30 protein-coding genes and 1 tRNA gene are annotated in these 22,642 nt (G+C 63.3%); 30 read left to right on the top strand and 1 reads right to left on the bottom strand.

Translation table 11 applies throughout. The features are described from left to right. The 22 genes from J3489_RS35300 to tatC form a co-directional block, all read left to right on the top strand. A partial coding sequence (locus tag J3489_RS35300; RefSeq protein WP_374193518.1) for a hypothetical protein occupies nucleotides 1-201 on the top strand: 201 nt, incomplete at its 5' end. A gap of 145 nt (nucleotides 202-346) precedes the next feature. After that, on the top strand, nucleotides 347-979 hold the full coding sequence (locus J3489_RS35295) for an ABC transporter substrate-binding protein (protein WP_207005445.1): 633 nt from the start codon (nucleotides 347-349) through the stop codon (nucleotides 977-979). Between the two features lie 31 nt (nucleotides 980-1,010). Beyond that, nucleotides 1,011-1,313, top strand: coding sequence for an STAS domain-containing protein (locus J3489_RS35290; RefSeq protein WP_207005444.1), 303 nt, complete (start codon nucleotides 1,011-1,013; stop codon nucleotides 1,311-1,313). A 172-nt stretch (nucleotides 1,314-1,485) separates the two neighbouring features. Then, nucleotides 1,486-2,412, top strand: a complete 927-nt coding sequence (locus J3489_RS35285; RefSeq protein WP_207005443.1) for an ABC transporter ATP-binding protein — start codon at nucleotides 1,486-1,488, stop codon at nucleotides 2,410-2,412. Then, a complete protein-coding gene (locus J3489_RS35280; protein ID WP_207005442.1) occupies nucleotides 2,409-3,164 on the top strand; it encodes an ABC transporter permease in 756 nt (251 codons plus the stop codon). The genes J3489_RS35285 and J3489_RS35280 overlap by 4 nt, the downstream gene beginning before the upstream one ends. Before the next feature lie 79 nt (nucleotides 3,165-3,243). Continuing rightward, entirely contained in the window at nucleotides 3,244-3,483 is a 240-nt protein-coding gene (locus J3489_RS35275; RefSeq protein WP_207005441.1) for a BolA family protein, read from the top strand. A 105-nt stretch (nucleotides 3,484-3,588) separates the two neighbouring features. Beyond that, nucleotides 3,589-4,851, top strand: coding sequence for a UDP-N-acetylglucosamine 1-carboxyvinyltransferase (gene murA, locus J3489_RS35270; protein WP_242540560.1), 1,263 nt, complete (start codon nucleotides 3,589-3,591; stop codon nucleotides 4,849-4,851). 35 nt (nucleotides 4,852-4,886) lie between these two features. Then, on the top strand, nucleotides 4,887-5,549 hold the full coding sequence (gene hisG / locus J3489_RS35265; RefSeq protein ID WP_207005447.1) for an ATP phosphoribosyltransferase: 663 nt from the start codon (nucleotides 4,887-4,889) through the stop codon (nucleotides 5,547-5,549). Between the two features lie 38 nt (nucleotides 5,550-5,587). Beyond that, entirely contained in the window at nucleotides 5,588-6,910 is a 1,323-nt protein-coding gene (gene hisD, locus J3489_RS35260; protein WP_207005439.1) for a histidinol dehydrogenase, read from the top strand. Nucleotides 6,911-7,041: 131 nt separating this feature from the next. Then, entirely contained in the window at nucleotides 7,042-8,112 is a 1,071-nt protein-coding gene (gene hisC / locus J3489_RS35255; RefSeq protein ID WP_207005437.1) for a histidinol-phosphate transaminase, read from the top strand. A 94-nt stretch (nucleotides 8,113-8,206) separates the two neighbouring features. After that, a complete protein-coding gene (hisB, locus tag J3489_RS35250) occupies nucleotides 8,207-8,794 on the top strand; it encodes an imidazoleglycerol-phosphate dehydratase HisB (protein ID WP_207005436.1) in 588 nt (195 codons plus the stop codon). A 54-nt stretch (nucleotides 8,795-8,848) separates the two neighbouring features. Next, nucleotides 8,849-9,469, top strand: a complete 621-nt coding sequence (locus J3489_RS35245) for a YchE family NAAT transporter (RefSeq protein WP_136892939.1) — start codon at nucleotides 8,849-8,851, stop codon at nucleotides 9,467-9,469. Continuing rightward, the gene (hisH, locus tag J3489_RS35240; RefSeq protein ID WP_207005434.1) at nucleotides 9,466-10,107 is read left to right on the top strand and encodes an imidazole glycerol phosphate synthase subunit HisH; all 642 of its coding nucleotides are present in this window, start codon (nucleotides 9,466-9,468) and stop codon (nucleotides 10,105-10,107) included. Before J3489_RS35245 ends, hisH begins: the two co-directional genes overlap by 4 nt. A gap of 201 nt (nucleotides 10,108-10,308) precedes the next feature. Then, a complete protein-coding gene (gene hisA / locus J3489_RS35235; protein ID WP_207005433.1) occupies nucleotides 10,309-11,061 on the top strand; it encodes a 1-(5-phosphoribosyl)-5-[(5-phosphoribosylamino)methylideneamino]imidazole-4-carboxamide isomerase in 753 nt (250 codons plus the stop codon). A 226-nt stretch (nucleotides 11,062-11,287) separates the two neighbouring features. Then, a complete protein-coding gene (hisF, locus tag J3489_RS35230) occupies nucleotides 11,288-12,061 on the top strand; it encodes an imidazole glycerol phosphate synthase subunit HisF (protein ID WP_207005432.1) in 774 nt (257 codons plus the stop codon). A 1-nt stretch (nucleotide 12,062) separates the two neighbouring features. Continuing rightward, on the top strand, nucleotides 12,063-12,470 hold the full coding sequence (gene hisI, locus J3489_RS35225) for a phosphoribosyl-AMP cyclohydrolase (protein ID WP_207005431.1): 408 nt from the start codon (nucleotides 12,063-12,065) through the stop codon (nucleotides 12,468-12,470). Next, nucleotides 12,467-12,832 carry a phosphoribosyl-ATP diphosphatase gene (locus J3489_RS35220; protein WP_207005430.1) on the top strand — a complete coding sequence of 122 codons (366 nt, stop codon included), beginning with the start codon at nucleotides 12,467-12,469 and terminating at the stop codon, nucleotides 12,830-12,832. The genes hisI and J3489_RS35220 overlap by 4 nt, the downstream gene beginning before the upstream one ends. 70 nt (nucleotides 12,833-12,902) lie before the next feature. After that, nucleotides 12,903-13,298: a DUF4870 family protein gene (locus J3489_RS35215; RefSeq protein ID WP_207005428.1), complete on the top strand. Its 396-nt coding sequence runs from the start codon at nucleotides 12,903-12,905 to the stop codon at nucleotides 13,296-13,298. A gap of 36 nt (nucleotides 13,299-13,334) precedes the next feature. Then, nucleotides 13,335-13,697, top strand: coding sequence for a histidine triad nucleotide-binding protein (locus J3489_RS35210; protein WP_207005426.1), 363 nt, complete (start codon nucleotides 13,335-13,337; stop codon nucleotides 13,695-13,697). Between the two features lie 156 nt (nucleotides 13,698-13,853). Then, on the top strand, nucleotides 13,854-14,096 hold the full coding sequence (gene tatA, locus J3489_RS35205; protein ID WP_207005425.1) for a Sec-independent protein translocase subunit TatA: 243 nt from the start codon (nucleotides 13,854-13,856) through the stop codon (nucleotides 14,094-14,096). 41 nt (nucleotides 14,097-14,137) lie between these two features. Continuing rightward, nucleotides 14,138-14,701: a Sec-independent protein translocase protein TatB gene (gene tatB / locus J3489_RS35200; protein ID WP_207005424.1), complete on the top strand. Its 564-nt coding sequence runs from the start codon at nucleotides 14,138-14,140 to the stop codon at nucleotides 14,699-14,701. Nucleotides 14,702-14,735: 34 nt separating this feature from the next. Then, nucleotides 14,736-15,527 (top strand): twin-arginine translocase subunit TatC, encoded by a 792-nt coding sequence (gene tatC, locus J3489_RS35195; protein WP_207005423.1) that lies wholly within the window; start codon nucleotides 14,736-14,738, stop codon nucleotides 15,525-15,527. Between the two features lie 99 nt (nucleotides 15,528-15,626). Here the strand turns inward: tatC and J3489_RS35190 are convergent, their stop codons facing one another. Then, complete coding sequence (locus tag J3489_RS35190; RefSeq protein ID WP_207005422.1) at nucleotides 15,627-16,832, bottom strand: Do family serine endopeptidase; 1,206 nt, start codon at nucleotides 16,830-16,832, stop codon at nucleotides 15,627-15,629. Nucleotides 16,833-16,851: 19 nt separating this feature from the next. Here J3489_RS35190 and J3489_RS35185 point away from each other — a divergent pair, with 19 nt between their 5' ends. The 8 genes from J3489_RS35185 to J3489_RS35150 form a co-directional block, all read left to right on the top strand. Further along, nucleotides 16,852-17,598: a Nif3-like dinuclear metal center hexameric protein gene (locus tag J3489_RS35185; RefSeq protein ID WP_207005421.1), complete on the top strand. Its 747-nt coding sequence runs from the start codon at nucleotides 16,852-16,854 to the stop codon at nucleotides 17,596-17,598. A 221-nt stretch (nucleotides 17,599-17,819) separates the two neighbouring features. Continuing rightward, a complete protein-coding gene (petA, locus tag J3489_RS35180; protein ID WP_207005420.1) occupies nucleotides 17,820-18,440 on the top strand; it encodes a ubiquinol-cytochrome c reductase iron-sulfur subunit in 621 nt (206 codons plus the stop codon). Beyond that, nucleotides 18,441-19,820 carry a cytochrome b gene (locus J3489_RS35175; protein ID WP_207005419.1) on the top strand — a complete coding sequence of 460 codons (1,380 nt, stop codon included), beginning with the start codon at nucleotides 18,441-18,443 and terminating at the stop codon, nucleotides 19,818-19,820. A 22-nt stretch (nucleotides 19,821-19,842) separates the two neighbouring features. Continuing rightward, nucleotides 19,843-20,604, top strand: coding sequence for a cytochrome c1 (locus tag J3489_RS35170; RefSeq protein ID WP_207005418.1), 762 nt, complete (start codon nucleotides 19,843-19,845; stop codon nucleotides 20,602-20,604). A 94-nt stretch (nucleotides 20,605-20,698) separates the two neighbouring features. Then, the gene (locus J3489_RS35165) at nucleotides 20,699-21,310 is read left to right on the top strand and encodes a glutathione S-transferase N-terminal domain-containing protein (protein ID WP_006052302.1); all 612 of its coding nucleotides are present in this window, start codon (nucleotides 20,699-20,701) and stop codon (nucleotides 21,308-21,310) included. Between the two features lie 66 nt (nucleotides 21,311-21,376). After that, nucleotides 21,377-21,883, top strand: coding sequence for a ClpXP protease specificity-enhancing factor (locus J3489_RS35160; RefSeq protein ID WP_207005416.1), 507 nt, complete (start codon nucleotides 21,377-21,379; stop codon nucleotides 21,881-21,883). 19 nt (nucleotides 21,884-21,902) lie between these two features. Next, a tRNA-Thr gene (locus J3489_RS35155) sits at nucleotides 21,903-21,978 on the top strand. A gap of 41 nt (nucleotides 21,979-22,019) precedes the next feature. After that, nucleotides 22,020-22,642, top strand: a 623-nt coding sequence (locus J3489_RS35150) for a tyrosine-type recombinase/integrase (RefSeq protein WP_309491478.1), incomplete at its 3' end; no start/stop codon positions are given.

Here is a 22,642-nt window from a genome sequence, read left to right as displayed (position 1 = left end):
GCGGCCGAGGCGGCAACCGCCGCGTCCAGCGCGACGGCGACGGCTGGCGCGGCGTCCGCGCCGGCGGCGGCCGCTTCGACGCCCGAAGCGACCACGCCAGCGACGCTCGGCGGCCCGAACGGCGAGGCTCAGCAAGTGCCGCCGACGCAGTACGTGCCGCCGCCGCAGGGTTTGCCGTCGCTGCACCTGCATTTGCCGTGACCCGCGAGCAACATCGGCGCGAGGCGCGGATAATGTCGCGGTAACAGTTCGAGACAATATTTGCCGTTTCGCACTAGGCAGCCCTCTGAACTCGCGTAAAGCTGTGGGTTCCAAGGCTAGCGCTCTTATTCATCCAAGGTCGACGATGAAAAAATTTTTTCTGATTTCTCTGGTTGCTACGTTTTTTTCGTTCAGCGGCGCGGCGTTTGCGCAATCCGTCGATACCAGTTCGCCTGACGGCATGGTCAAGACCGTCACGCAGCAAGTCCTCGACACCATCAAATCCGATCCGACGATCAAGAGCGGCGACATCAATCGCGTCATCCAGTTGGTGAACGAAAAAATCCTGCCGTACATCGACTTCCGCCGCACGACGGCGCTCGCCACGGGCCGCGAATGGCGCACGGCGACGCCGCAGCAGCAAGACCAATTGGTCGAGCAATTCAAGATGCTGCTGATCCGCACGTATGCGGGTGCGCTCTCGCAAGTGCGTGACCAGCAGATCCAATACAAGCCGTTCCGCGCGGGCCCGGACGACACCGACGTCGTCGTGCGGTCAGTGGTGTTGAACAACGGCCAGCCGTTCGAGCTCGACTATCGCCTGTACAAGACGCCGCAAGGATGGCGCGTCTATGACCTGAACGTGCTCGGGGCGTGGCTGATCCAGACGTATCAGCAGCAGTTCTCCGAAAAAATCAATCAAAGCGGCATCGACGGCCTGATCCAGTTCCTCACGCAGCGCAACCAGCAGCTTGCCGCCGGCAAGCAGGCGTCGTGAACGGCCTCCACCCTCATTTACGTTCGCTGCCATGAACCGATTCAGCACTGGCACCACGCTGACCCATGCGAGCGCGAAGGCCGCGCTCGCGGCGGGACTCCAGCAGATCGGCGGCGGTGCGACCGGCGTCGATTGCGCGCCGCTCACGCAATTCGATTCCTCCGCGCTTGCCGTGCTGCTCGCGTGGCAGCGCGCCGCGCAGGCGCGCGGCGCCGTCCTCGATATCGTCAATCTTCCTGCGGGCCTTGCGAGTCTCGCGCAAGCCTACGGCGTCGACACGCTGCTGTCCGCCCGACACCGACCCTCACTCGACCCTATCTCGGCGTCGCTTTGAAGCGCGTGGGCCGCTGGGCACGCTGCTTTGCGCTCCCGGCGGCGCAAGTCGGCTTTAGCCGAGTTGTCCTATAATCAAACGTTTTTTGGGGCATCCAACCGGCCCCAATTCCGTTCCCGCTTTCACCTGAATCGCACCTGAAAGGCGCGGCCGACCCAGGCCGCGCACACCCATGTCAGCCATCGAAATCCGTAACGTCAAGAAGCGCTACAAGGATCTGCAAGCGCTCAAGGGCGTCAGCCTGTCGATCGAGGAAGGCGAGTTTTTCGGCCTGCTCGGACCGAACGGCGCGGGCAAAACAACGCTCATCAGCATTCTCGCGGGGCTCGCGCGCGCCGACGAAGGCAGCGTCGCGGTGCGCGGGCATGACGTCGTCTCCGACTTCCGTGAGGCGCGTCGCGCGCTCGGCGTCGTGCCGCAGGAACTCGTGTTCGATCCGTTCTTCACGGTGCGCGAGACGCTGCGCATTCAGTCGGGCTACTACGGCCTCTCTCGCAACGACGACTGGATCGACGAAGTGATGGCGAACCTCGATCTCACCGAGAAGGCGGACGCGAACATGCGCGCGCTCTCGGGCGGGATGAAACGCCGCGTGCTGGTCGCGCAGGCGCTCGTGCACCGGCCGCCGGTGATCGTGCTCGACGAGCCGACCGCGGGCGTCGACGTCGAATTGCGCCAGACGCTGTGGAAATTCATCGCGCGCCTGAACCGTGAAGGCCATACGATCGTGCTGACCACGCACTATCTCGAAGAAGCAGAGTCGCTGTGCGACCGCATCGCGATGCTGCGGCGGGGCGAGGTCGTCGCGCTCGAGCGCACGAGCGCGCTTCTGCAGCGCTTCGCGGGCATGCAGCTTTTTGTCCGCTTCGCGACGGGCGTGCTGCCTGCCGAGCTGCGCGGGCTCGAAGTCGACCCGACCGCAGCCGGAGCCCGCCAGCATCTGCTGCGCCTCTCCAGCTACGACGATGTGGAACGCATCCTCGCGCAATGCCGCGCAGCCGGCTGCACGTTCGAGGAAATCGAGGTCCGCAAGGCCGATCTCGAAGACGTCTTCGTGCAGGTGATGAACGGACCGGAAGTGATCGAGGGGCTCGCATGAGCGGTTTTCGTACGCTGTTCTACAAGGAAATCCTGCGTTTCTGGAAGGTCGCCTTCCAGACGGTGCTCGCGCCGGTCATCACCGCGCTGCTCTATCTGACGATCTTCGGCCACGCGCTGCGCGGCCACGTCGAGGTGTATCCCGGCGTCGAGTACACGAGCTTCCTGATTCCCGGTCTCGTGATGATGAGCGTGCTGCAGAACGCGTTCGCGAACAGCTCGTCGTCGCTGATTCAATCGAAGATCACGGGCAACCTCGTGTTCGTGCTGCTGCCGCCGCTCGCGCATTGGGAGATGTACGGCGCCTATGTGCTGGCCGCGGTCGTGCGCGGGCTGTGCGTCGGGCTCGGCGTGTTCGTCGTGACGATCTGGTTTATTCCGATGAGCTTCTCGGCGCCGTTCTACATCGTTGCGTTTGCGGTGCTCGGCTCGGCGATCCTCGGCACGCTCGGGCTCATCGCGGGCATCTGGGCGGAGAAGTTCGACCAACTGGCCGCGTTCCAGAACTTCCTGATCATGCCGCTCACGTTTCTCTCGGGCGTGTTCTATTCGACGCACACGCTGCCGCCCGTGTGGCGCGAAGTGTCGCGGCTCAATCCGTTTTTCTACATGATCGACGGCTTTCGCTATGGGTTCTTCGGGCTGTCGGATATCGACCCGCTCGCGAGCCTTGCGATCGTCGCCGGTTTCTTTATCGTGCTGGCTGTCATCGCGATGCGCATGCTCGCATCCGGCTACAAGCTGCGTTACTGAAATATGCAACAGGCCCCCATGCTCACTACGTTCGCTGCCCCCCAAGGGGGCGGTCAGCGCCATTAACAAGGAGCGTTTCATGTTGCCCACTCCCGAACAGGTCAAGCAATACATCGAGGCGGGGCTCACGTGCCAGCACCTCGAAGTCGAAGGCGACGGCCAGCATTTCTTCGCGACCATCGTGTCCGATGCGTTCGAAGGCAAGCGGCTGATCCAGCGGCATCAACTCGTCTACGCGGCGCTCGGCGAGCGCATGCGTGAAGAAATCCACGCGCTCAGCATGAAGACGCTGACGCCCGCCGAATGGCAAACCGCATAATCTGCATTTGGAAAGCTAGTGCGCATTACACAAGACACCCGCGACGCCGCGAGCGGCGCCGCCACGGCAAACCCGGCCGCTGATCGGGCACACCAAGGACCAAGCATGGACAAATTCGTGATCGAAGGCGGTCAGCGGCTCGCAGGAGAGATCGGCGTGTCCGGAGCGAAGAATGCTGCGTTGCCGATTCTGTGTGCAGGGCTGTTGACGGCGGAGCCCGTCCATCTCGAGAACGTGCCCGATCTGCAGGACGTGCGCACGACGCTCAAGCTGCTCAGCCAGATGGGCGTGCGCGCCGAGGCGGCCGAAGGCCGCGTGCAGCTCGACGCGTCGCGCGTCGACAACCTCGTCGCGCCGTACGAGCTCGTGAAGACGATGCGCGCGTCGATCCTTGTGCTCGGGCCGCTCGTCGCGCGCTTCGGCGAGGCGAAGGTGTCGCTGCCGGGCGGCTGCGCGATCGGCGCGCGTCCGGTCGACCAGCACATCAAGGGGCTGCAGGCGATGGGCGCCGAGATCACCATCGAGCACGGCTTCGTCGAGGCGCGCGCGAAGCGCCTGAAGGGCGCGCGCATCGTGACGGACATGATCACCGTCACCGGCACTGAGAACCTGCTGATGGCCGCGGTGCTGGCCGAAGGCGAGACCGTGATCGAGAACGCGGCGCGCGAGCCGGAAGTCGGCGACCTCGCGCACCTGCTCGTCGCGATGGGCGCGAAGATCGAAGGCATCGGCACCGACCGTCTCGTAATTCAAGGCGTCGACGAGCTGCACGGCGCGAAGCACACGGTGATTCCCGACCGCATCGAGGCAGGCACGTTCCTGTGCGCGGTTGCGGCGGCGGGCGGCGACGTCACGTTGCGCAACGTGCGTCCGGCGACGCTCGAAGCGGTGACGATGAAGCTGCGCGAAGCGGGTGTCGCGATCGAAGAGGGCGACGACTGGATGCGCGTGCGCATGAGCCAGCGTCCGAACGCGGTGAGCTTCCGCACCTCCGAATACCCGGCGTTCCCGACCGACATGCAGGCGCAGTTCATGACGCTCAACGCGATCGCGGACGGCACGTCGCAAGCCGTCGAGACGATCTTCGAGAACCGCTTCATGCACGTGCAAGAGTTGAACCGCCTCGGCGCGAACATCACGATCGACGGCAATACGGCGCTCGTGACCGGTGTCGAGCGCCTGTCCGGTGCGAAGGTGATGGCGACCGACCTGCGCGCATCTGCGAGCCTCGTGATCGCGGGCCTGTGCGCCGACGGTGAAACGCTCGTCGACCGCATCTACCACCTCGATCGCGGCTACGACCGGATGGAAACGAAGCTGACGGGCGTCGGCGCGAAGGTGCGGCGCGTGTCGGGGAGCCAGGCATGAGCCGTATTGCCGCGCAGACCTCGGCATCGTCCACGCTGAATGCGCCGCTCACGCTCGCGCTGTCGAAAGGCCGCATCTTCGAAGAGACGGTGCCGCTCCTGCAGGCCGCGGGCGTGCAGGTCGCGGAAGACCCGGAAACCTCGCGCAAGCTGATCCTGCCGACCACCGACGCGAACCTGCGCGTGATCGTCGTGCGCGCGACCGATGTGCCGACTTACGTCGAATATGGTGCGGCGGACTTCGGCGTCGCGGGCAAAGACGTCTTGCTCGAACACGGCGGCAGCGGCCTTTACCAGCCGATCGACCTGAACATCGCGCGCTGCCGCATGTCGGTCGCCGTGAAGGCGGGCTTCGACTACGCGAGCGCCGTGCGCCAGGGCGCTCGCCTGCGCGTCGCGACCAAATACGTGCAGTCCGCGCGCGAGCACTTCGCCGCCAAGGGCGTGCACGTCGATCTGATCAAACTGTATGGCTCGATGGAGCTCGCGCCGCTCGTCGGCCTCGCCGACGCGATCGTCGACCTGGTCAGCTCCGGCGGTACGCTTCGCGCCAACAATCTTGTCGAGGTCGAGGAGATCATGCAGATCTCGTCGCGCCTCGTCGTGAACCAGGCCGCGCTGAAGTTGAAGCGCACCGCGCTCAAGCCGTTTCTCGATGCGTTCGAACGCGCATCGCGCGCCGGCTTGCCGGCGGTCTGACGCTTTGCCGGGCGCGCCTTACCGAAACGGATATCAGCATGTCTCTCAAGATTCGCAAACTCGACTCCAGTGCCGGTGATTTTTCGAAGGCGCTGCGCGCAGTGCTCGCGTTCGAGGCGAGCGAGGATGAAGCGATCGAGCGCTCGGTCGCGCAGATCCTGGCCGATGTGAAGGCGCGCGGCGACGCGGCCGTGCTCGACTACACGAACCGCTTCGACCGTCTGCAGGCGGACAGTGTCGCGGCGCTCGAGTTGCCGCAGGCCGAGCTGGAAGCGGCGCTCGAGGGGCTGGAGCCGAAGCGCCGCGCGGCGCTCGAAGCCGCGGCGGCGCGCGTGCGTGCGTATCACGAGAAGCAGAAGATCGAGTGCGGCAGCCATAGCTGGCAATACGCGGAAACCGACGGCACCGTGCTCGGCCAGAAGGTGACGCCGCTCGATCGCGCCGGCATCTACGTGCCGGGCGGCAAGGCGGCGTATCCGTCGTCGGTGCTGATGAACTCGATTCCGGCGCGCGTCGCGGGCGTGCGCGAGATCATCATGGTCGTGCCGACGCCGGACGGCGCGAAGAACGAGCTCGTGCTCGCGGCGGCGCTGTTGGGCGGCGTCGATCGCGTGTTCACGATCGGCGGCGCGCAGGCAGTCGGCGCGCTCGCGTACGGTACCGATACGATTCCCCAGGTCGACAAGATCTGCGGCCCGGGCAATGCCTATGTCGCGTCGGCGAAGCGCCGCGTGTTCGGCACTGTCGGCATCGACATGATCGCCGGGCCGTCGGAAATTCTCGTGCTGTGCGACGGCACGACCGATCCGCGCTGGGTCGCCATGGACCTGTTCTCGCAGGCCGAGCACGACGAGCTCGCGCAATCGATCCTGCTGTGCCCGGACGGCGCGTTCATCGCGCGCGTCGAGGACGCGATCAACGAGCTGCTGCCGGCGATGCCGCGCCGCGCCGTGATCCAGCAGTCGCTCGAAGGCCGCGGCGCGCTGATCAAGGTGCGCGACATGGCCGAGGCCTGCGCGATCGCCAACGACATCGCGCCCGAGCACCTCGAAATCTCCGCGCTCGACCCGCAGCAATGGGCGCGCGAAATCCGCCACGCGGGCGCGATCTTCCTCGGCCGCTACACGAGCGAAAGCCTGGGCGACTATTGCGCGGGCCCGAACCACGTGCTGCCGACCTCGCGCACGGCGCGCTTTTCGTCGCCGCTCGGCGTCTACGATTTCTTCAAGCGTTCGAGCCTGATCGAAGTCAGCGCGGAAGGCGCGCAGACGCTCGGCGAAATCGCTGCCGAACTCGCGTACGGCGAAGGCCTGCAGGCGCACGCGAAGAGCGCCGAATACCGGATGAAACAGACCGGCTGAGATGAAAACGACCTTACGCTCTCTACGGCGGCCCGGCGCATACCGACATATGAAACAGCCCCCACGCTTTCTGCGTTCGCTGCCCCCCAAGGGGGTGTCAGTATGCTTGGGGCGGCCCGGCGCATACTGACATGACGACACCACAAGACATCATTCGCCGCGACGTGCTCTCGATGACGGGCTATCCGGTGCCGGACGCGACGGGCTTCGTGAAGCTCGACGCGATGGAGAACCCGTTTCCGCTGCCCGAGGCGCTTGCGGCGCAACTCGGCGAGCATCTGGCCGGCGTCGCGCTGAACCGCTATCCGGCGCCTCGGCCGGCAGCGCTGATCGAAAAGATCAAGCGCGTGATGCAGGTGCCCGCGGGCTGCGACGTGCTGCTCGGCAACGGCTCGGACGAAATCATCAGCATGATGTCGGTCGCCTGCGCGAAACCGGGCGCGAAGGTGCTCGCGCCGGTGCCGGGTTTCGTCATGTACCAGGTGTCGGCGAAGCTCGCGCAGATGGAATTCGTCGGCGTGTCGTTGAAGGACGACTTGACGCTCGACACCGACGCCATGCTCGCGGCGATTGCCGAGCACGAGCCGGCCGTCGTCTACCTCGCCTATCCGAACAACCCGACCGGTACGCTGTTCGACGAAGAAGACATGGAGCGCATCATCGCGGCGGCCAAGAAGAGCCTCGTGGTGATCGACGAGGCCTACCAGCCGTTTGCGCAGCAAAGCTGGATGCCGCGCGCGGGCGCGTACGACAACGTCGTCGTGATGCGCACGGTGTCGAAGCTCGGGCTCGCGGGCATCCGCCTCGGTTATCTTGCCGGCGCGCCGGCGTGGCTCGCCGAATTCGACAAGGTGCGCCCGCCGTACAACGTGAGTGTGCTGACGCAAGCGACAGCCGATTTCCTGCTCGATCATGTCGACGTGCTCGAAGCCCAGGCGGCCGAATTGCGCGCGGAACGCACCAAACTGGCGCACGTGGTCGGCGCGCTGCCGGGCGCGACCGTGTTCCCGAGCGCGGGCAACTTCCTGCTCGTGCGCGTGCCGGATGCCGCGGCGACGTTCGATACGCTGCTAACTGCGCGGGTTTTGATCAAAAACGTGAGTAAAATGCACCCATTGCTCGCCAATTGCGTGCGCCTGACAGTCGGCTCTCCCGACGAAAACGCGCAATTGTTGGCAGCGCTGAAACTCGTGTTGAAATGAACTGAAAGCCTGCCGCGCGAATTTCGCCGATGAACGCGCGGCCGGCATCTGTCCAACCGCATCTCTCTTTTTCTTGCTTACTTCGAGGTCCCCCATGCGCGTTGCGGAAGTCGTTCGCAATACCAGCGAAACGCAGATCCGTGTGAAGATCAATCTGGACGGCACGGGCGAGCAGAAGCTCGCCACCGGCGTGCCGTTCCTCGACCACATGCTCGACCAGATCGCGCGGCATGGGTTGATCGACCTGGATATCGAGGCGCATGGCGACCTGCATATCGACGACCACCACACGGTCGAAGATACCGGCATCACGCTCGGCCAGGCCGTCGCGAAGGCGATCGGCGACAGGAAAGGCATTCGCCGCTACGGCCACGCGTACGTGCCGCTCGACGAGACGCTGTCGCGCGTCGTCATCGATTTCTCGGGCCGTCCGGGCCTCGAATTCCACGTGCCGTTCACGCGTGCGCGCATCGGCCACTTCGACGTCGACCTGTCCGTCGAATTTTTCCGCGGCTTCGTGAACCACGCAGGCGTGACGCTGCACATCGACAACCTGCGCGGCCTCAACGCGCACCATCAGATGGAAACGGTATTCAAGGCGTTCGGCCGCGCGCTGCGCATGGCCGTCGAACTGGACGAGCGCGCGGCGGGGCGGATTCCGTCGACCAAGGGCAGTCTCTGAATCTAAAGCGAGAGAACCGGACCGGTTGCGGCGCTTGCCGCACGCCGGCTTGCGATGGATCTTCTTAAATCGTTTATTTCGCTGCTGGCGCTGATCAATCCGGTCGGCGCCGTGCCGTTTTTTCTGAGCCTGACGTCGCAGCAAACGGACGCCGAGCGGCGCCACACCATCCGGATCGCATCGATATCGGTGTTCTGCGTGGTTGCGGTGACGACGCTGCTCGGGCAGCAGATCATCAGCTTCTTCGGCATTTCGGTCGGCTCGCTCGAGGTGGGCGGCGGGATCATCATGCTGCTGATGGCGATCAACATGCTGAACGCGCAGATCGGCAACACGCGCTCGACACCGGAAGAGCGCGACGAAGCCGAATCGAAGAACAGCATCGCGGTCGTGCCGCTCGCGATTCCGCTTTTGACGGGTCCGGGCTCGATCAGCACCGTGATCGTCTACGCCGCGAGCTCGCACCATTGGTACGACCGTCTCGGGCTGATCGCGATCGGCGCGATTCTTGCGGCAATCTGCTTTTTTGCGCTGCGGCTCGCCGAGCCGATCGCCCGCTGGGTCGGTCAGACCGGCATCAATATCGGCACGCGGTTGATGGGTTTGATGTTGTCGGCGCTGGCGGTGGAATTCATCGTCGACGGATTGAAGGCGTTGCTGCCTAACTTGAGATGAAAACTTCGATTGCGATTGTGGATTACGGGATGGGCAACCTGCGCTCGGTAGCGCAGGCGCTCAAGAAGGCTGCGCCCGAGGCGGACGTGGCGATCGTCGACAAGCCGGAGGCGATCCGCGCCGCCGACCGCGTCGTGCTGCCCGGCCAAGGCGCGATGCCCGACTGCATGCGCTGCCTCGGTGAATCGGGGCTGCAGGAGGCGGTGATCGAGGCGTCGAGGACGAAGCCGCTGATGGGCGTGTGCGTCGGCGAGCAAATGCTGTTCGACTGGAGCGCCGAAGGCGACACGCGCGGCCTGGGCCTCATGCCGGGCAAAGTGGTGCGCTTCGAACTCGACGGCCAGTTGCAGGACGACGGCTCGCGCTTCAAGGTGCCGCAGATGGGCTGGAACCGCGTGCGTCAGGCCATGCCGCACCCGCTCTGGGACGGCGTGCCCAGCGGCAGTTTCTTCTACTTCGTGCACAGCTATTACGTGGTGCCGGATAATCCGGCGCATTCGGCGGGCGAGACAGACTACGGCGTCGCTTTTACGTCGGCGGTGGCGCGCGACAACCTGTTCGCAACCCAATTTCACCCGGAAAAGAGTGCCGAAACGGGGCTGCGCATCTATCGCAATTTCGTCCACTGGAACCCATGAGCTCCTTGGCGCCTCCGCCTGTCCGGATTTCGCCGCCGCGTTTCTGCACGTCAGGCGCTGACGCGCGCGCGGCCGGCCATCATCCTGTAACTTGTAGCGGGCAGGGCACCGAACGACTTGTACTAAACTAGCGAGACGGTGCGGGCAAGGGGCCCGCCGCCGTGGATTTTCCAACTTTTTCCCAGACTAGACGCGATTGCTATGCTGCTGATTCCGGCCATCGACCTCAAAGACGGTCAGTGTGTGCGCCTTAAACAAGGCGATATGGACCAGGCGACGATTTTTTCCGAGGATCCGGCGGCGATGGCCCGACATTGGGTCGGCCGCGGTGCGCGGCGGCTGCACCTCGTCGACCTGAACGGCGCGTTCGCCGGCAAGCCGAAGAACGAGGAGGCGATCCGCGCCATCATCGCCGAGGTCGGCGGCGAGATCCCGGTCCAACTGGGCGGCGGCATTCGCGATCTGGAAACGATCGAGCGCTATCTCGACGACGGCCTGTCGTACATCATCATCGGCACGGCCGCAGTCAAGAACCCCGGCTTCCTGCAGGACGCCTGCACGGCGTTCGGCGGCCATATCATCGTCGGGCTCGACGCGAAGGACGGCAAAGTCGCCACCGACGGCTGGAGCAAGCTGACGGGCCACGAAGTGGTCGATCTCGCGCAGAAGTTCGAGGAGTACGGCTGCGAATCGATCATCTACACCGACATCGGCCGCGACGGGATGCTTCAGGGCATCAACATCGAAGCGACCGTGCGCCTTGCGCGCGCGGTGAAGATTCCGGTGATCGCGAGCGGCGGGCTGTCGAATCTCACCGATATCGACGCGCTCTGCGAAGTCGAGGACGAAGGCATCGAAGGCGTGATCTGCGGCCGCGCGATCTACTCGGGCGACCTCGATTTCACGGCGGCTCAGACCCGTGCGGACGCGCTGCGCGAATCGGACGACGCTTGAGGGCTTGGCCGCCGCGCAAGCGCTTCGCCGGCCCGGCGACCGGCACCGTACGCACCGTGCGCGACAGACAAGCGCCATTCGATTGGCGACACGCCGGTTCGAAGCGCCTTATGCGCGCCCGGCGAGCCGCTCATTCGGCAGAACGTCCGTCCGTGCGGCCACCCTGTTGTCTCTCTGCTGCTTGCCTAAGACAAACAAGCGGCCTTACCAGCGGCAACGCAACATCATGGCTCTAGCTAAACGCATCATTCCCTGCCTCGACGTGACCGCCGGGCGCGTCGTCAAAGGCGTCAACTTCGTCGAACTGCGCGACGCGGGCGATCCGGTCGAGATCGCGCGCCGCTATGACGAGCAAGGCGCCGACGAACTGACGTTTCTCGACATCACCGCGACGTCCGATCAGCGCGACCTGATCCTGCCAATCATCGAAGCGGTGGCCTCGCAGGTGTTCATTCCGCTGACGGTCGGCGGCGGCGTGCGCGCGGTCGACGACGTGCGGCGCCTCTTGAACGCGGGCGCGGACAAGATCAGCATGAATTCGTCGGCGGTCGCGAATCCGCAGCTCGTGCGCGACGCTTCCGGCAAATACGGCTCGCAGTGCATCGTCGTCGCGATCGACGCGAAGCGCACCTCGCCCGACGGCGAACCGGCGCGCTGGGAAGTGTTCACGCATGGCGGGCGCAAGGCGACCGGCCTCGACGCCGTCGAATGGGCGCGCAAGATGGCCGAGCTCGGCGCGGGCGAGATCCTGCTGACCAGCATGGACCGCGACGGCACCAAGAGCGGCTTCGATCTCGCGCTCACGCGCGCCGTCTCCGACGCGGTGCCGGTGCCCGTGATCGCGTCGGGCGGCGTCGGCTCGCTGCAGCACCTCGCCGACGGCATCCGCAAAGGCCACGCGGACGCCGTGCTGGCCGCGAGCATCTTCCATTATGGCGAGCACACGGTCGGCGAGGCCAAGCGCTTTATGGCCGAGCAGGGCATTTCGGTGAGGTTGTGAGATGACCACCGCAGACAAACAGTGGCTGGACAAGGTCCAGTGGGACGCCAACGGCCTCGTGCCGGTGATCGCGCAAGAGGCGGCGACGAACGACGTGCTGATGTTCGCGTGGATGAACCGCGAAGCGCTCGCGAAGACGATCGAGACGCGCCGCGCCGTCTACTTCTCGCGCTCGCGCCAGCGCCTGTGGTTCAAAGGCGAGGAATCGGGCCACGTCCAGCACGTCAAGGAAGTGCGGCTCGATTGCGACGAAGACGTCGTGCTCCTGAAAGTCGAGCAGGTGTCGGGCATCGCGTGCCACACCGGCCGCCACTCGTGCTTCTTCCAGAAATTCGAAGGCACCTCGGATGACGGCGACTGGGTCGCGGTCGATCCGGTGCTGAAAGACCCCGAACACATCTACAAATGACGCAATCCACCGAAGACACGCTGTTGCGCCTGGCAGCAACGATCGACAGCCGCAAGGGCGGCGATCCCGACCAATCCTACGTCGCGCGCCTGTTCCACAAGGGCGACGACGCCGTGCTCAAGAAGATCGGTGAAGAGGCGACCGAAGTCGTGCTCGCCGCGAAGGACTTGCGCCAGGGCGGCGCGCCGACGAGCCTCGTCGGCGAAGTGGCCGACCTGTGGTTTCACTGCCTCGTCATGCTGTCCCACTACGGTTTGAGTCCCGCCGACGTGATCGCCGAGCTCGAACGCCGCGAAGGCCTGTCGGGCATCGAGGAAAAAGCGCTCAGAAAGCGCCGCGAGCGCGAGGAAAACGGCGGCTGAAACGGCCGGCCGGCACCGCTTCGCAGCCGCGAGCGCAGGTTTCTTTGACCAAGAGAAGGGGAGACGCAATATGGAAGACTCGCAAGGCGGCTATACGCCTCCGTCTTACCAAAACGCGCTCGAGGCCGACCGCCTGCGCGGTCTGCGCACGCTGACCCACGTGATCTATGCGCTCTACGCCGTGCATTGGCTGACGGGCGGCCTCACGGGGCTGATCGCGGTCATCATCAACTACGTCAAGCGCTCGGACGCAGCCGGCACCCCCTACGAAGCGCACTTCGACTGGCAGATCCGCACGTTCTGGTACGGCCTCGCCGGCTACCTGATCGGCCTCGCGCTGATCATCGTTCTGATCGGCGTGCCGGTGCTGTGGGCGGTCGGAATTTGGATGCTGTACCGTATCATCAAAGGTTGGCTGTACTTGTACGACAACAAGCCGCTGCTGTCGCCGCGCGCGTGGTTCTGAGCCCGCTCGCGCGCCGGTTAGCCCATCAGGAAGACCATGAGTCACGAAAACTGTCTCTTCTGCAAGATCGCCGCAGGCCAGATTCCGAGCACCAAAGTCCATGAGGACGACGAATTCGTCGCCTTCAAGGACATCCGCCCCGCAGCGGAAACGCACATCCTCGTGATCCCCAGAAAACACATCGAGACGCTGTCGAATTGCACCGAAAACGACGCGCCGCTGCTTGGTAGAATGATGGTCTTGGTGTCACAACTTGCCGCCAGACTGGGCGTCGCCTACACGGGCGGCGAGACGGGTTTCCGCACGGTGATCAACACCGGGCCGGGAGGCGGTCAGGAGGTCTACCACCTGCACGCGCATATTCTCGCGGGGCCGCGCCCGTGGCACAGGATGGGGTGATCCCCCCTTCCAGGAACGAGCGAATGGGACCGAGGCGGCTCGCACCGTGGGCCGCCGGGCACCGAAAAGACGAAGCGCGCGCGTTTCGATTGAGGCCGCAAGGCCGGAGTTCTTCGCCGTTTTGATCCGTCGGCGAAGTCAAGGAGAGTACTTATCATGGGTTCGTTGAGCATTTGGCATTGGCTGATCGTTCTGCTGATCGTCGCATTGGTATTCGGCACGAAGAAGCTGCGCAACATCGGCAGCGATCTGGGCGGGGCCGTGAAGGGTTTCAAGCAAGGGATGAAGGAAGCGGAAACGCCGCCGTCGTCGACCGATACGCAGCAGCGCGAACTGCCGAGCAACGGTACCGTCGATGTCGAGGCGAAGGACAAGACCCGCTCCAGCGACTACCGCTGATCCGCGGCGCGCACGGATCGTACTGACGGAGCCGCCCCTACATGCTCGACCTCGGTCTCACCAAGATGGCGCTGATCGGCGTGGTCGCGCTCGTCGTCCTCGGGCCGGAGCGCTTGCCGCGCGTCGCGCGTACCGCGGGCGCGCTGTTCGGCCGCGCGCAGCGCTATATCAACGACGTCAAGGCCGAAGTCACGCGCGAAATCGAACTCGACGAACTGCGGCGCATGAAGAAAGAGTTCGAAACGGCCGCGAGCAACGTCGAAAACACGATTCACGAGAACGTCAAGCGCCACGAAACCGAGCTGAACGAGGCCTGGAATGCGGGCACGTCGGTGTCGCCGAGCATCGCGGGCGGCGCGGGGTTCTCCGAAAGCAGCATCGTGGACGGCGACGCTGGGGCCGGCGCTCCGGGTTCGGCCGGCGGTGCGTCGTGGCGCAGCAGCGTCGCGCATGTCGGAAAGCGCAAGAACTGGCGCATGAAGCAGGCGGCCACGCCGGCGTGGTACAAACGCACCACGTTGCGGCGCACGCATGTGCAGTCTGGCGCGGCGCGCGTCGCGCGGCATACGCCCCTGAGCCTGCGCCGTACGAAACGCTTCTTCTGATGACCGAAACGTCCATCTCCTACCGAGGGCCGTTGTGAGCGACCCCCAACATAGCCAGAACAGCCAGGAAGAAGGCACCGAAGAGACCTTCATTTCCCACCTCGTCGAACTGCGCGACCGTATCATCCGGGCGGGCATTTCCGTGATCGTCGTCTTCATCGGGCTCGTCTATTGGGCGCCGAACATCTTCCGGCTGCTCGCGCGGCCGCTGATGGAGAACCTGCCGAAGGGCGGCAGGATGATCGTCACCGACGTCACCGGCTCGTTCTTCGTGCCGATGAAGGTGACGATGCTCGTCGCGCTCGTGATCGCGCTGCCGTACGTCCTGTATCAGATCTGGGCGTTTGTCGCGCCGGGGCTTTACCAGCATGAGAAGAAGCTGGTCGTGCCGCTTGTCGGCAGCAGTTACACGCTCTTCTTGTGCGGGATGGCGTTTGCGTACTTCGTCGTGTTCCCGACGATCTTCCGCGTGATGGCGCACTATAACGCGCCGCTCGGCGCGGAGATGTCTACCGATATCGACAATTACCTGAGTTTCACGCTGACGATGTTCCTCGCGTTCGGCGTGACTTTCGAGGTGCCGATCGTCGTCGTGCTGTTGGTGCGTATGGGCCTCGTGACGCTCAAGAAGCTCAAGCAGATTCGTCCGTATGTGATCGTCGGCGCGTTTATTGTCGCCGCGGTCGTGACGCCGCCGGATGTGTTCTCGCAGCTGATTCTGGCGTTGCCGCTGATCGTGCTGTACGAGGCGGGGATCATCGCGGCGAGATTGATCGTCGGAAAGCAGGCAGAGACTGCGGCCGACGAGGAGCAGACGGCAAGCTGAAAAGCCAAATGTGAAAAGCAAAAAGGGCAGCCATTTGCGGCTGCCCTTTTTGTGTCGGCCATGCCGCGTTCGCACGGCATGCATTCGACCTAGATTGCCTTACTCATCGCCCTGATCGTCGTCGGTGGTCGCCTGCTTCGGCGGCGGGGGCCGCTTGCCGATCATCACCGTGAGGTCGATCGGCTTGTTCTTGCGGATCAGGCGAATCTTCGCGTCGGTGCCCGGCTTGATTTGCGCGATGACGTTCAGCAGGCGCGTCGTATCGGTGATTTCCTCGCCGTTCACGCTTTGCAGTACGTCGCCCGGCTTGATGCCCGCCTTGTCGGCCGGACCGCCTTGCAGGACGCCCGTGATGATCGTGCCTGTCTTCTGCTCGAGCCCGAACGATTCGGCGATCTCAGGCGTCACGTCCTGCGGCTCGACGCCGATCCAGCCGCGCGTGACCGAACCCGTCGTAATGATGCTTTCCAGCACACTGCGCGCCGTCGAAACGGGGATCGCGAAGCCGATGCCGAGCGAGCCGCCCGAGCGCGAGTAGATCGCCGTATTGATCCCGAGCAAGTTGCCGTTCACGTCGACGAGCGCGCCGCCCGAGTTACCCGGGTTGATCGGCGCATCGGTCTGGATGAAGTTCTCGAACGTGTTGATGCCGAGGTGATTGCGCCCGAGCGCGCTGATGATGCCCATCGTCACCGTCTGGCCGACGCCGAACGGGTTGCCGATCGCGAGCACGACGTCGCCGACGCGCGCCTGGTCCATACGGCCGAGCGTGATCGTGGGCAGGTTCGTCAGATTGACTTTCAGGACCGCAAGGTCGGTCTCGGGGTCGACGCCGATGACTTTCGCGTCGGTGGTGCGTCCGTCGGCGAGGGAGATCTCGATCTTCTGTGCCCCATCGACGACATGCTGGTTCGTTAGAATGTAGCCTTCGGAACTCACGATGACGCCCGAACCCAGGTTGGTTGCGGGTTCTTCCTGCTGCTTGCGGTTGTTCCGGTCGCCAAAGAAGTAGCGAAAGAGCGGGTCTTTCGCGCGGGGATCCGGCGGCAACGCGCCGTCTTTGCTGGAAAACACATTCACCACCGCTGGCATCGCCTTCTGGGCGGCGTCGGCATAGGAAGCCGTTGCGGGACGGGTGCCGATGCTTGGCGCCACTTCCCGCAGAGCGACGATCGGTTCGGCGAGCTGCTTGCCGAATTGCCCTTGCCTTGTCAGCCATTGGGGCTTGAGCGTCGCCACAATGAACATGAGCGCAAGAAGCACGGTCACCGCTTGGGCAAAGAACAGCCAAAAGCGTCTAAGCATCTGATGAATAGAGGTTTATATGGATAGGATCGAACTTGAATTGTACTTGAACAGCGTGTTGGAAGCCGGCCGGTTCAAGGACTATTGCCCGAATGGGTTGCAAGTCGAGGGCCGCCGCCGAATCAACAAAATCGCGACCGGAGTAACCGCTTCACTGGCTTTTCTCGAGGCCGCCTTGGAGTGGGGGGCGGACGCCGTGCTGGTCCATCACGGCTACTTCTGGCGCAACGAAGCGCCGCAAATCACCGGCCGCAAATACAAGCGGCTCAAGCTCCTGCTTGCCAACGATTTGAATCTGTTTGCCTTTCACCTGCCGCTCGACGATCACCCCGAATACGGCAACAACGCGCAGGTCGGCGAGCGGATGGGCTGGATCCCCGATGGGCGTTTCGGCGACCAGAATCTCGGCTGGATGAGCACGCTGCCGATGCCGATCACGCTCGCGCACTTCACCGCGCAAGTCGAGCAGACGCTCGGCCGCGAGCCGGTCGTGCTCGGCGATCCCGATTGGGAACTGCGCCGCGTCGCGTGGTGCACGGGCGCCGCGCAGAGCTACTTCGACGCGGCGATCGAAGCCGGCGCCGACGTTTTCCTGACCGGCGAAATTTCCGAGCCGACGACCCACATGTCGGCCGAAAGCGGCGTCGCCTTCCTCGCGGCAGGCCATCATGCGACCGAGCGCTTCGGCGTGCAGGCGCTCGGCACTCACCTTTCGGAAACCTTCGATATCGAGCACTTGTTTATCGATATCCATAATCCGGTTTAACGAGCCGAAAATCTTTGCCGGCAATTGCATGGCCGGCGAAGGAAATGCTTAAAAAGGAGGGGGGTAATAAAGCGTCGCAATCGTGCGGGGAAACCCTTATGCGTCAAGGACTTCGCACGGTTTTTGGCGATCGGGTCTTGTAAATGCCGACTCCATTCGCGCAAACTAGCGGGGCTTGAAAAGACGTGACGGAAAAATCCAACTCAGAAGTGGGGCGTGTGATGCGAGACAAAGAAGAGCAGCGCGTCGACGGCGGCCGCCGTACCTGGCTGATTGCGACGTCCGTAGCAGGTGGCTTTGGAGGCGTGGCCACTGTCATACCCTTTGTTGGTTCCCTGGCGCCGTCCGACAAAGCCAAAGCGGCCGGCGCTCCGGTCGAAGTCGATATCAGCAATCTGAAGCCCGGCGAAATGATGACGGTGGCGTGGCGCGGCAAGCCGGTGTGGATCGTCAACCGCACCGACGAAATGCTCGTCGACATCACCAAGGCCGACAAGGAAGTCGCCGATCCGCACACCAAGAAACCCTTCTCGATGCCGTTGCCCGAGTACTGCAACAACGAATACCGTTCGCGGCCCGATCACAAGAGCATCCTCGTCGCCGTCGGCGTGTGCACGCACCTCGGCTGCACGCCGGTCGCGCGCTTTCAGGAGGGCGCGCAGCCGAACCTTCCCGACGACTGGCCGGGCGGCTTTCTCTGCCCGTGCCACGGTTCCACCTATGACCTCGCCGGCCGTGTCTTCAAGAACAAGCCGGCGCCGCAGAACCTCGACATCCCGCGCTATATGTTCACGTCGGCGACCACCGTCGTGATCGGCAAGGACGAGCAAGGAGAAGCGTAAATGGCGACCGAAAAAGACGTGGCGACAACGGGCTTTACCGGCTGGATCGACAAGCGTTTTCCGATGACCGAGACGTGGAAGAAACACGTCTCCGAGTACTACGCGCCGAAGAATTTCAACTTCTGGTACTTCTTCGGCTCGCTCGCGCTGCTCGTGCTCGTGAACCAGATCGTCACGGGCATCTTCCTCACGATGAACTACAAGCCGGATTCGACGCTCGCGTTCGCGTCCGTCGAGTACATCATGCGCGAGGTGCCGTGGGGGTGGCTGATCCGCTACATGCACTCGACGGGCGCGTCGATGTTCTTCGTCGTCGTGTACCTGCATATGTTCCGCGGGCTCTTGTACGGTTCATACCGCAAGCCGCGCGAGCTCGTGTGGCTGTTCGGCTGCGCGATCTTCCTGTGCCTGATGGCCGAGGCGTTCTTCGGCTACCTGCTGCCGTGGGGGCAGATGTCGTACTGGGGCGCGCAGGTGATCGTGAACCTGTTCTCGGCGATTCCGTTCATCGGGCCGGACCTGTCGCTGTGGATTCGCGGCGACTACGTCGTGTCCGACGTGACGCTGAACCGTTTCTTCGCCTTCCACGTGATCGCGATTCCGCTCGTGCTGATCCTTCTTGTCTTCGCGCACATCGTCGCGCTGCACGAGGTCGGCTCGAACAATCCGGACGGCATCGAGATCAAGGCGAAGAAGGACGCGAAGGGCATCCCGCTCGACGGCATCCCGTTCCACCCGTACTACTCGGTGCACGACTTCATGGGCGTGTGCGTGTTCCTGATCGTGTTCGCGGCGATCGTGTTCTTCGCGCCGGAGATGGGCGGCTACTTCCTCGAAGCGAACAACTTCATTCCGGCGAACTCGCTGCAGACGCCGCCGGAGATCGCGCCGGTCTGGTACTTCACTGCGTTCTACGCGATGCTGCGTGCGACCACCGACCCGTTCAAGATCGTGCTGATGATCGTGATCGCGTTGCTCGGCCTGCTGGCGCTCGTCCGGGCGCGCGGCAAGTGGCGGGCGGGCTTGCCGGTGCTGGCGGTGATCGTGCTGATCGTGATGTACCTGACGGAATCGAAGTTCTGGGGCGTCGTCGTGATGGGCTCGGCGGTGCTCTCGCTGTTCTTCCTGCCATGGCTCGATCGCAGCCCCGTGAAGTCGATCCGCTACCGGCCGTTCTTCCACAAGGTCTTCTACGCGATCTTCGTACTGGCGTTCTTCGCGCTCGCGTTCCTCGGGACCAAGCCGCCGTCGCCCGCCGCGACCTTGATCGCGCAGATCTGCGCGCTGATCTACTTCGCGTTCTTCCTCGGCATGCCGTTCTGGACGCCGCTCGGCAAGTTCAAAGAGCCGCCCGAGCGTGTCCGGTTCAAGCCCCATTAACCGCGAGCTTGGAGACAACGATATGAAGAAATTGCTTTCGAAGCTCGCGGTGATAGGCGCCGCGGCGCTTTCACTGGGGTTGGCGACGGCCCCGGCCCACGCGGACGAAAATTTTCCGCTCGACCGTGCGCCCGATAACACGGAAAATCTCGCTTCCTTGCAGCACGGCGCGCAAATGTTTGTAAACTATTGCCTGAGTTGCCATAGTGCGAGCCTGGTGCGCTACAGCGCGCTGGAGCAAATAGGCATTTCGCAGAAGGAAATCGAGGCGAACCTGCTGTTTGCGACCGACAAAGTCGGCAACACGATGACCGTGGCGATGCGCCCGGGCGACGCGAAAACGTGGTTCGGCGTGGCGCCGCCGGATTTGTCGGTGGAGGCGCGGGCGCGCAATCGGGACTGGCTGTACACGTATCTGCGCAGCTTCTATCGCGACGACACGCGTCCGACCGGCTGGAACAACATGGTGTTCGAAAACGTCAGCATGCCCAATGTGCTGTGGCAGCTGCAGGGGGAACGCACCGCGCAGTTCGAGGATGTGACCGACCCGGAAACGGGGGAAAAATCCCATCGGTTCGTCTCGTTTCAACAGGGGAAACCCGGAACGATGTCGTCAGTAGATTATGATGCTGCCGTCGGCGACTTGGTTGCCTACCTGTCGTGGATGTCCGAACCTACTCAGCAGACCCGCAAGCAGCTTGGCGTGTGGGTGCTGCTGTTCCTGGGCGTTCTGACCTTTTTCGCCTGGCGGCTGAACGCCGCATATTGGAAAGACATCAAATAAACACGCCGTGACCGGTGTGGGGCCGGCGCAAGGAAAAACCTGCGGTACGGTTTTTCGGCGCGCCGGCCCTTGGCTTCTTGAGGAAACTTTAAACATGATGGTTCTGTATTCCGGCACAACTTGCCCCTTCTCCCAGCGTTGCCGGCTGGTGCTGTTCGAAAAGGGCATGGACTTCGAGATCCGCGACGTCGACCTGTTCAACAAGCCCGAAGACATCGCGGTGATGAACCCGTATGGGCAGGTGCCGATCCTGGTCGAGCGCGACTTGATCCTGTACGAATCGAACATCATCAACGAGTACATTGACGAGCGCTTCCCGCACCCGCAGCTGATGCCGGCCGACCCGGTGCAGCGTGCCCGCGCGCGTCTGTTCCTGCTCAATTTCGAGAAGGAGCTGTTCGTTCACGTCGGCACGCTCGAAAACGAGAAGGGCAAGGCGGCCGAGAAGAATCACGAAAAGGCGCGCCTCGCGATTCGCGACCGTTTGACGCAACTGGCGCCTATCTTCCTGAAGAACAAGTACATGCTGGGCGAAGAGTTCTCGATGCTCGACGTCGCGATCGCTCCGCTCTTGTGGCGCTTGGATCACTACGGCATTGAGCTGTCGAAGAATGCGGCGCCGCTGATGAAGTACGCCGAACGCATTTTCAGCCGCCCGGCCTATATCGAAGCGCTGACGCCTTCGGAAAAGGTCATGCGTCGTTGAGATGGATTCGGAGCGGCTGCGCCGGCTATTGAAGGGCAGCGCGCCGCTTCCGTGTGAGGACAGTTGATGCAAGAGATTTCCACGAAGCCTTATTTGCTGCGCGCGTTGTACGAGTGGTGCACGGATAACGGGTACACGCCGCATATCGCGGTGCGGGTGGACCAGCAGACACGCGTGCCGCGCCAGTTCGTGCACAACGACGAGATCGTGCTGAACATCAGCTTCGAGGCGACGAGCCAGTTGCAGATGGGTAACGAGTGGATCGAATTCAGTGCGCGCTTTTCCGGCAAGTCGCACAAGATCGAGGTGCAGGTGGCGAACGTGCTCGCAATCTATGCGCGCGAGAACGGGCAGGGGATGGCGTTTCCGGTGGAGCCCGCGGCTGCGGGCGGCGAGGCGCCGGGCGCTGGGGCTGGGAAGCCTGCGGCCAGCGAGGAGGCGGCTGGCGCGTCGGTGACGGAGCCGGAGACGGCTACGGCCGATGCCGATACGGATAGCGACGGCGACGAACCGCCCTCGGATGACGACGGACAAAAAGGCGGCGGCAGAGGCCACCTCAAGATCGTGAAATGAAGTAGAATCGCGGTCCTACGCCGGCTTAGCTCATCTGGTAGAGCAGTTGATTTGTAATCATCAGGTGGCGGGTTCGAGTCCTGCAGCCGGCACCAAACATCCATCCGCTGACGTACGGCGATGACCAAAGAACCCCGTGAGATCATTGATTTTGCGGGGTTTTTTGTTTTTCGGCGTCCGTGGTCGTGCACTGATTGCTGGTATCGGTGATGGTATATTGGTTGGTATCGACACTGAAAATGTTGGTATCAACAAAATGTCCCTTACAGATACTGCGGTTCGGAACCTCAAGCCTTCCGACAAGCCGTACAAACTTGCTGACGGCGGCGGCATGTACCTGCACGTCACGCCGAACGGCGGCAAATACTGGCGGCTAGCCTATCGCCTGTACGGCAAACAGAAAATCTTCGCTCTCGGCGTCTATCCCCAGGTCTCGCTGGCCGAGGCGAGGCAGATGCGGGAAGACGCGAAAAAGCTCATCAAGCAGGGGATCGATCCCGTTGTCGAGCGAAAGCAGACAGTCCGGCGCAAGTCCGAGGAGCAGGCGATCACGTTCGAACTCATCGCCCGCGAGTGGCATAAGACGAAGCGATCGAGCTGGACGGAGTCTCATGCGAAAAAGATCATGAATTCGCTTGAGGCTGATATTTTTCCGAAGCTCGGCGACCGTCCTATTAGCTCGATCGTAAGCGCGAATTTAAGCGCACATAGATTGTCGATGGTCGAGAGCGCAGCATGTGTGTCCACAGTTTTTTCTGC

The sequence above is a fragment of the Trinickia mobilis genome (assembly GCF_017315705.1).
Classification (GTDB): Bacteria; Pseudomonadota; Gammaproteobacteria; order Burkholderiales; family Burkholderiaceae; genus Trinickia_A; species Trinickia_A mobilis.
Note: the sequence above shows the minus strand (reverse complement) of the source record. Positions and strands in the feature narration are given on the sequence as shown.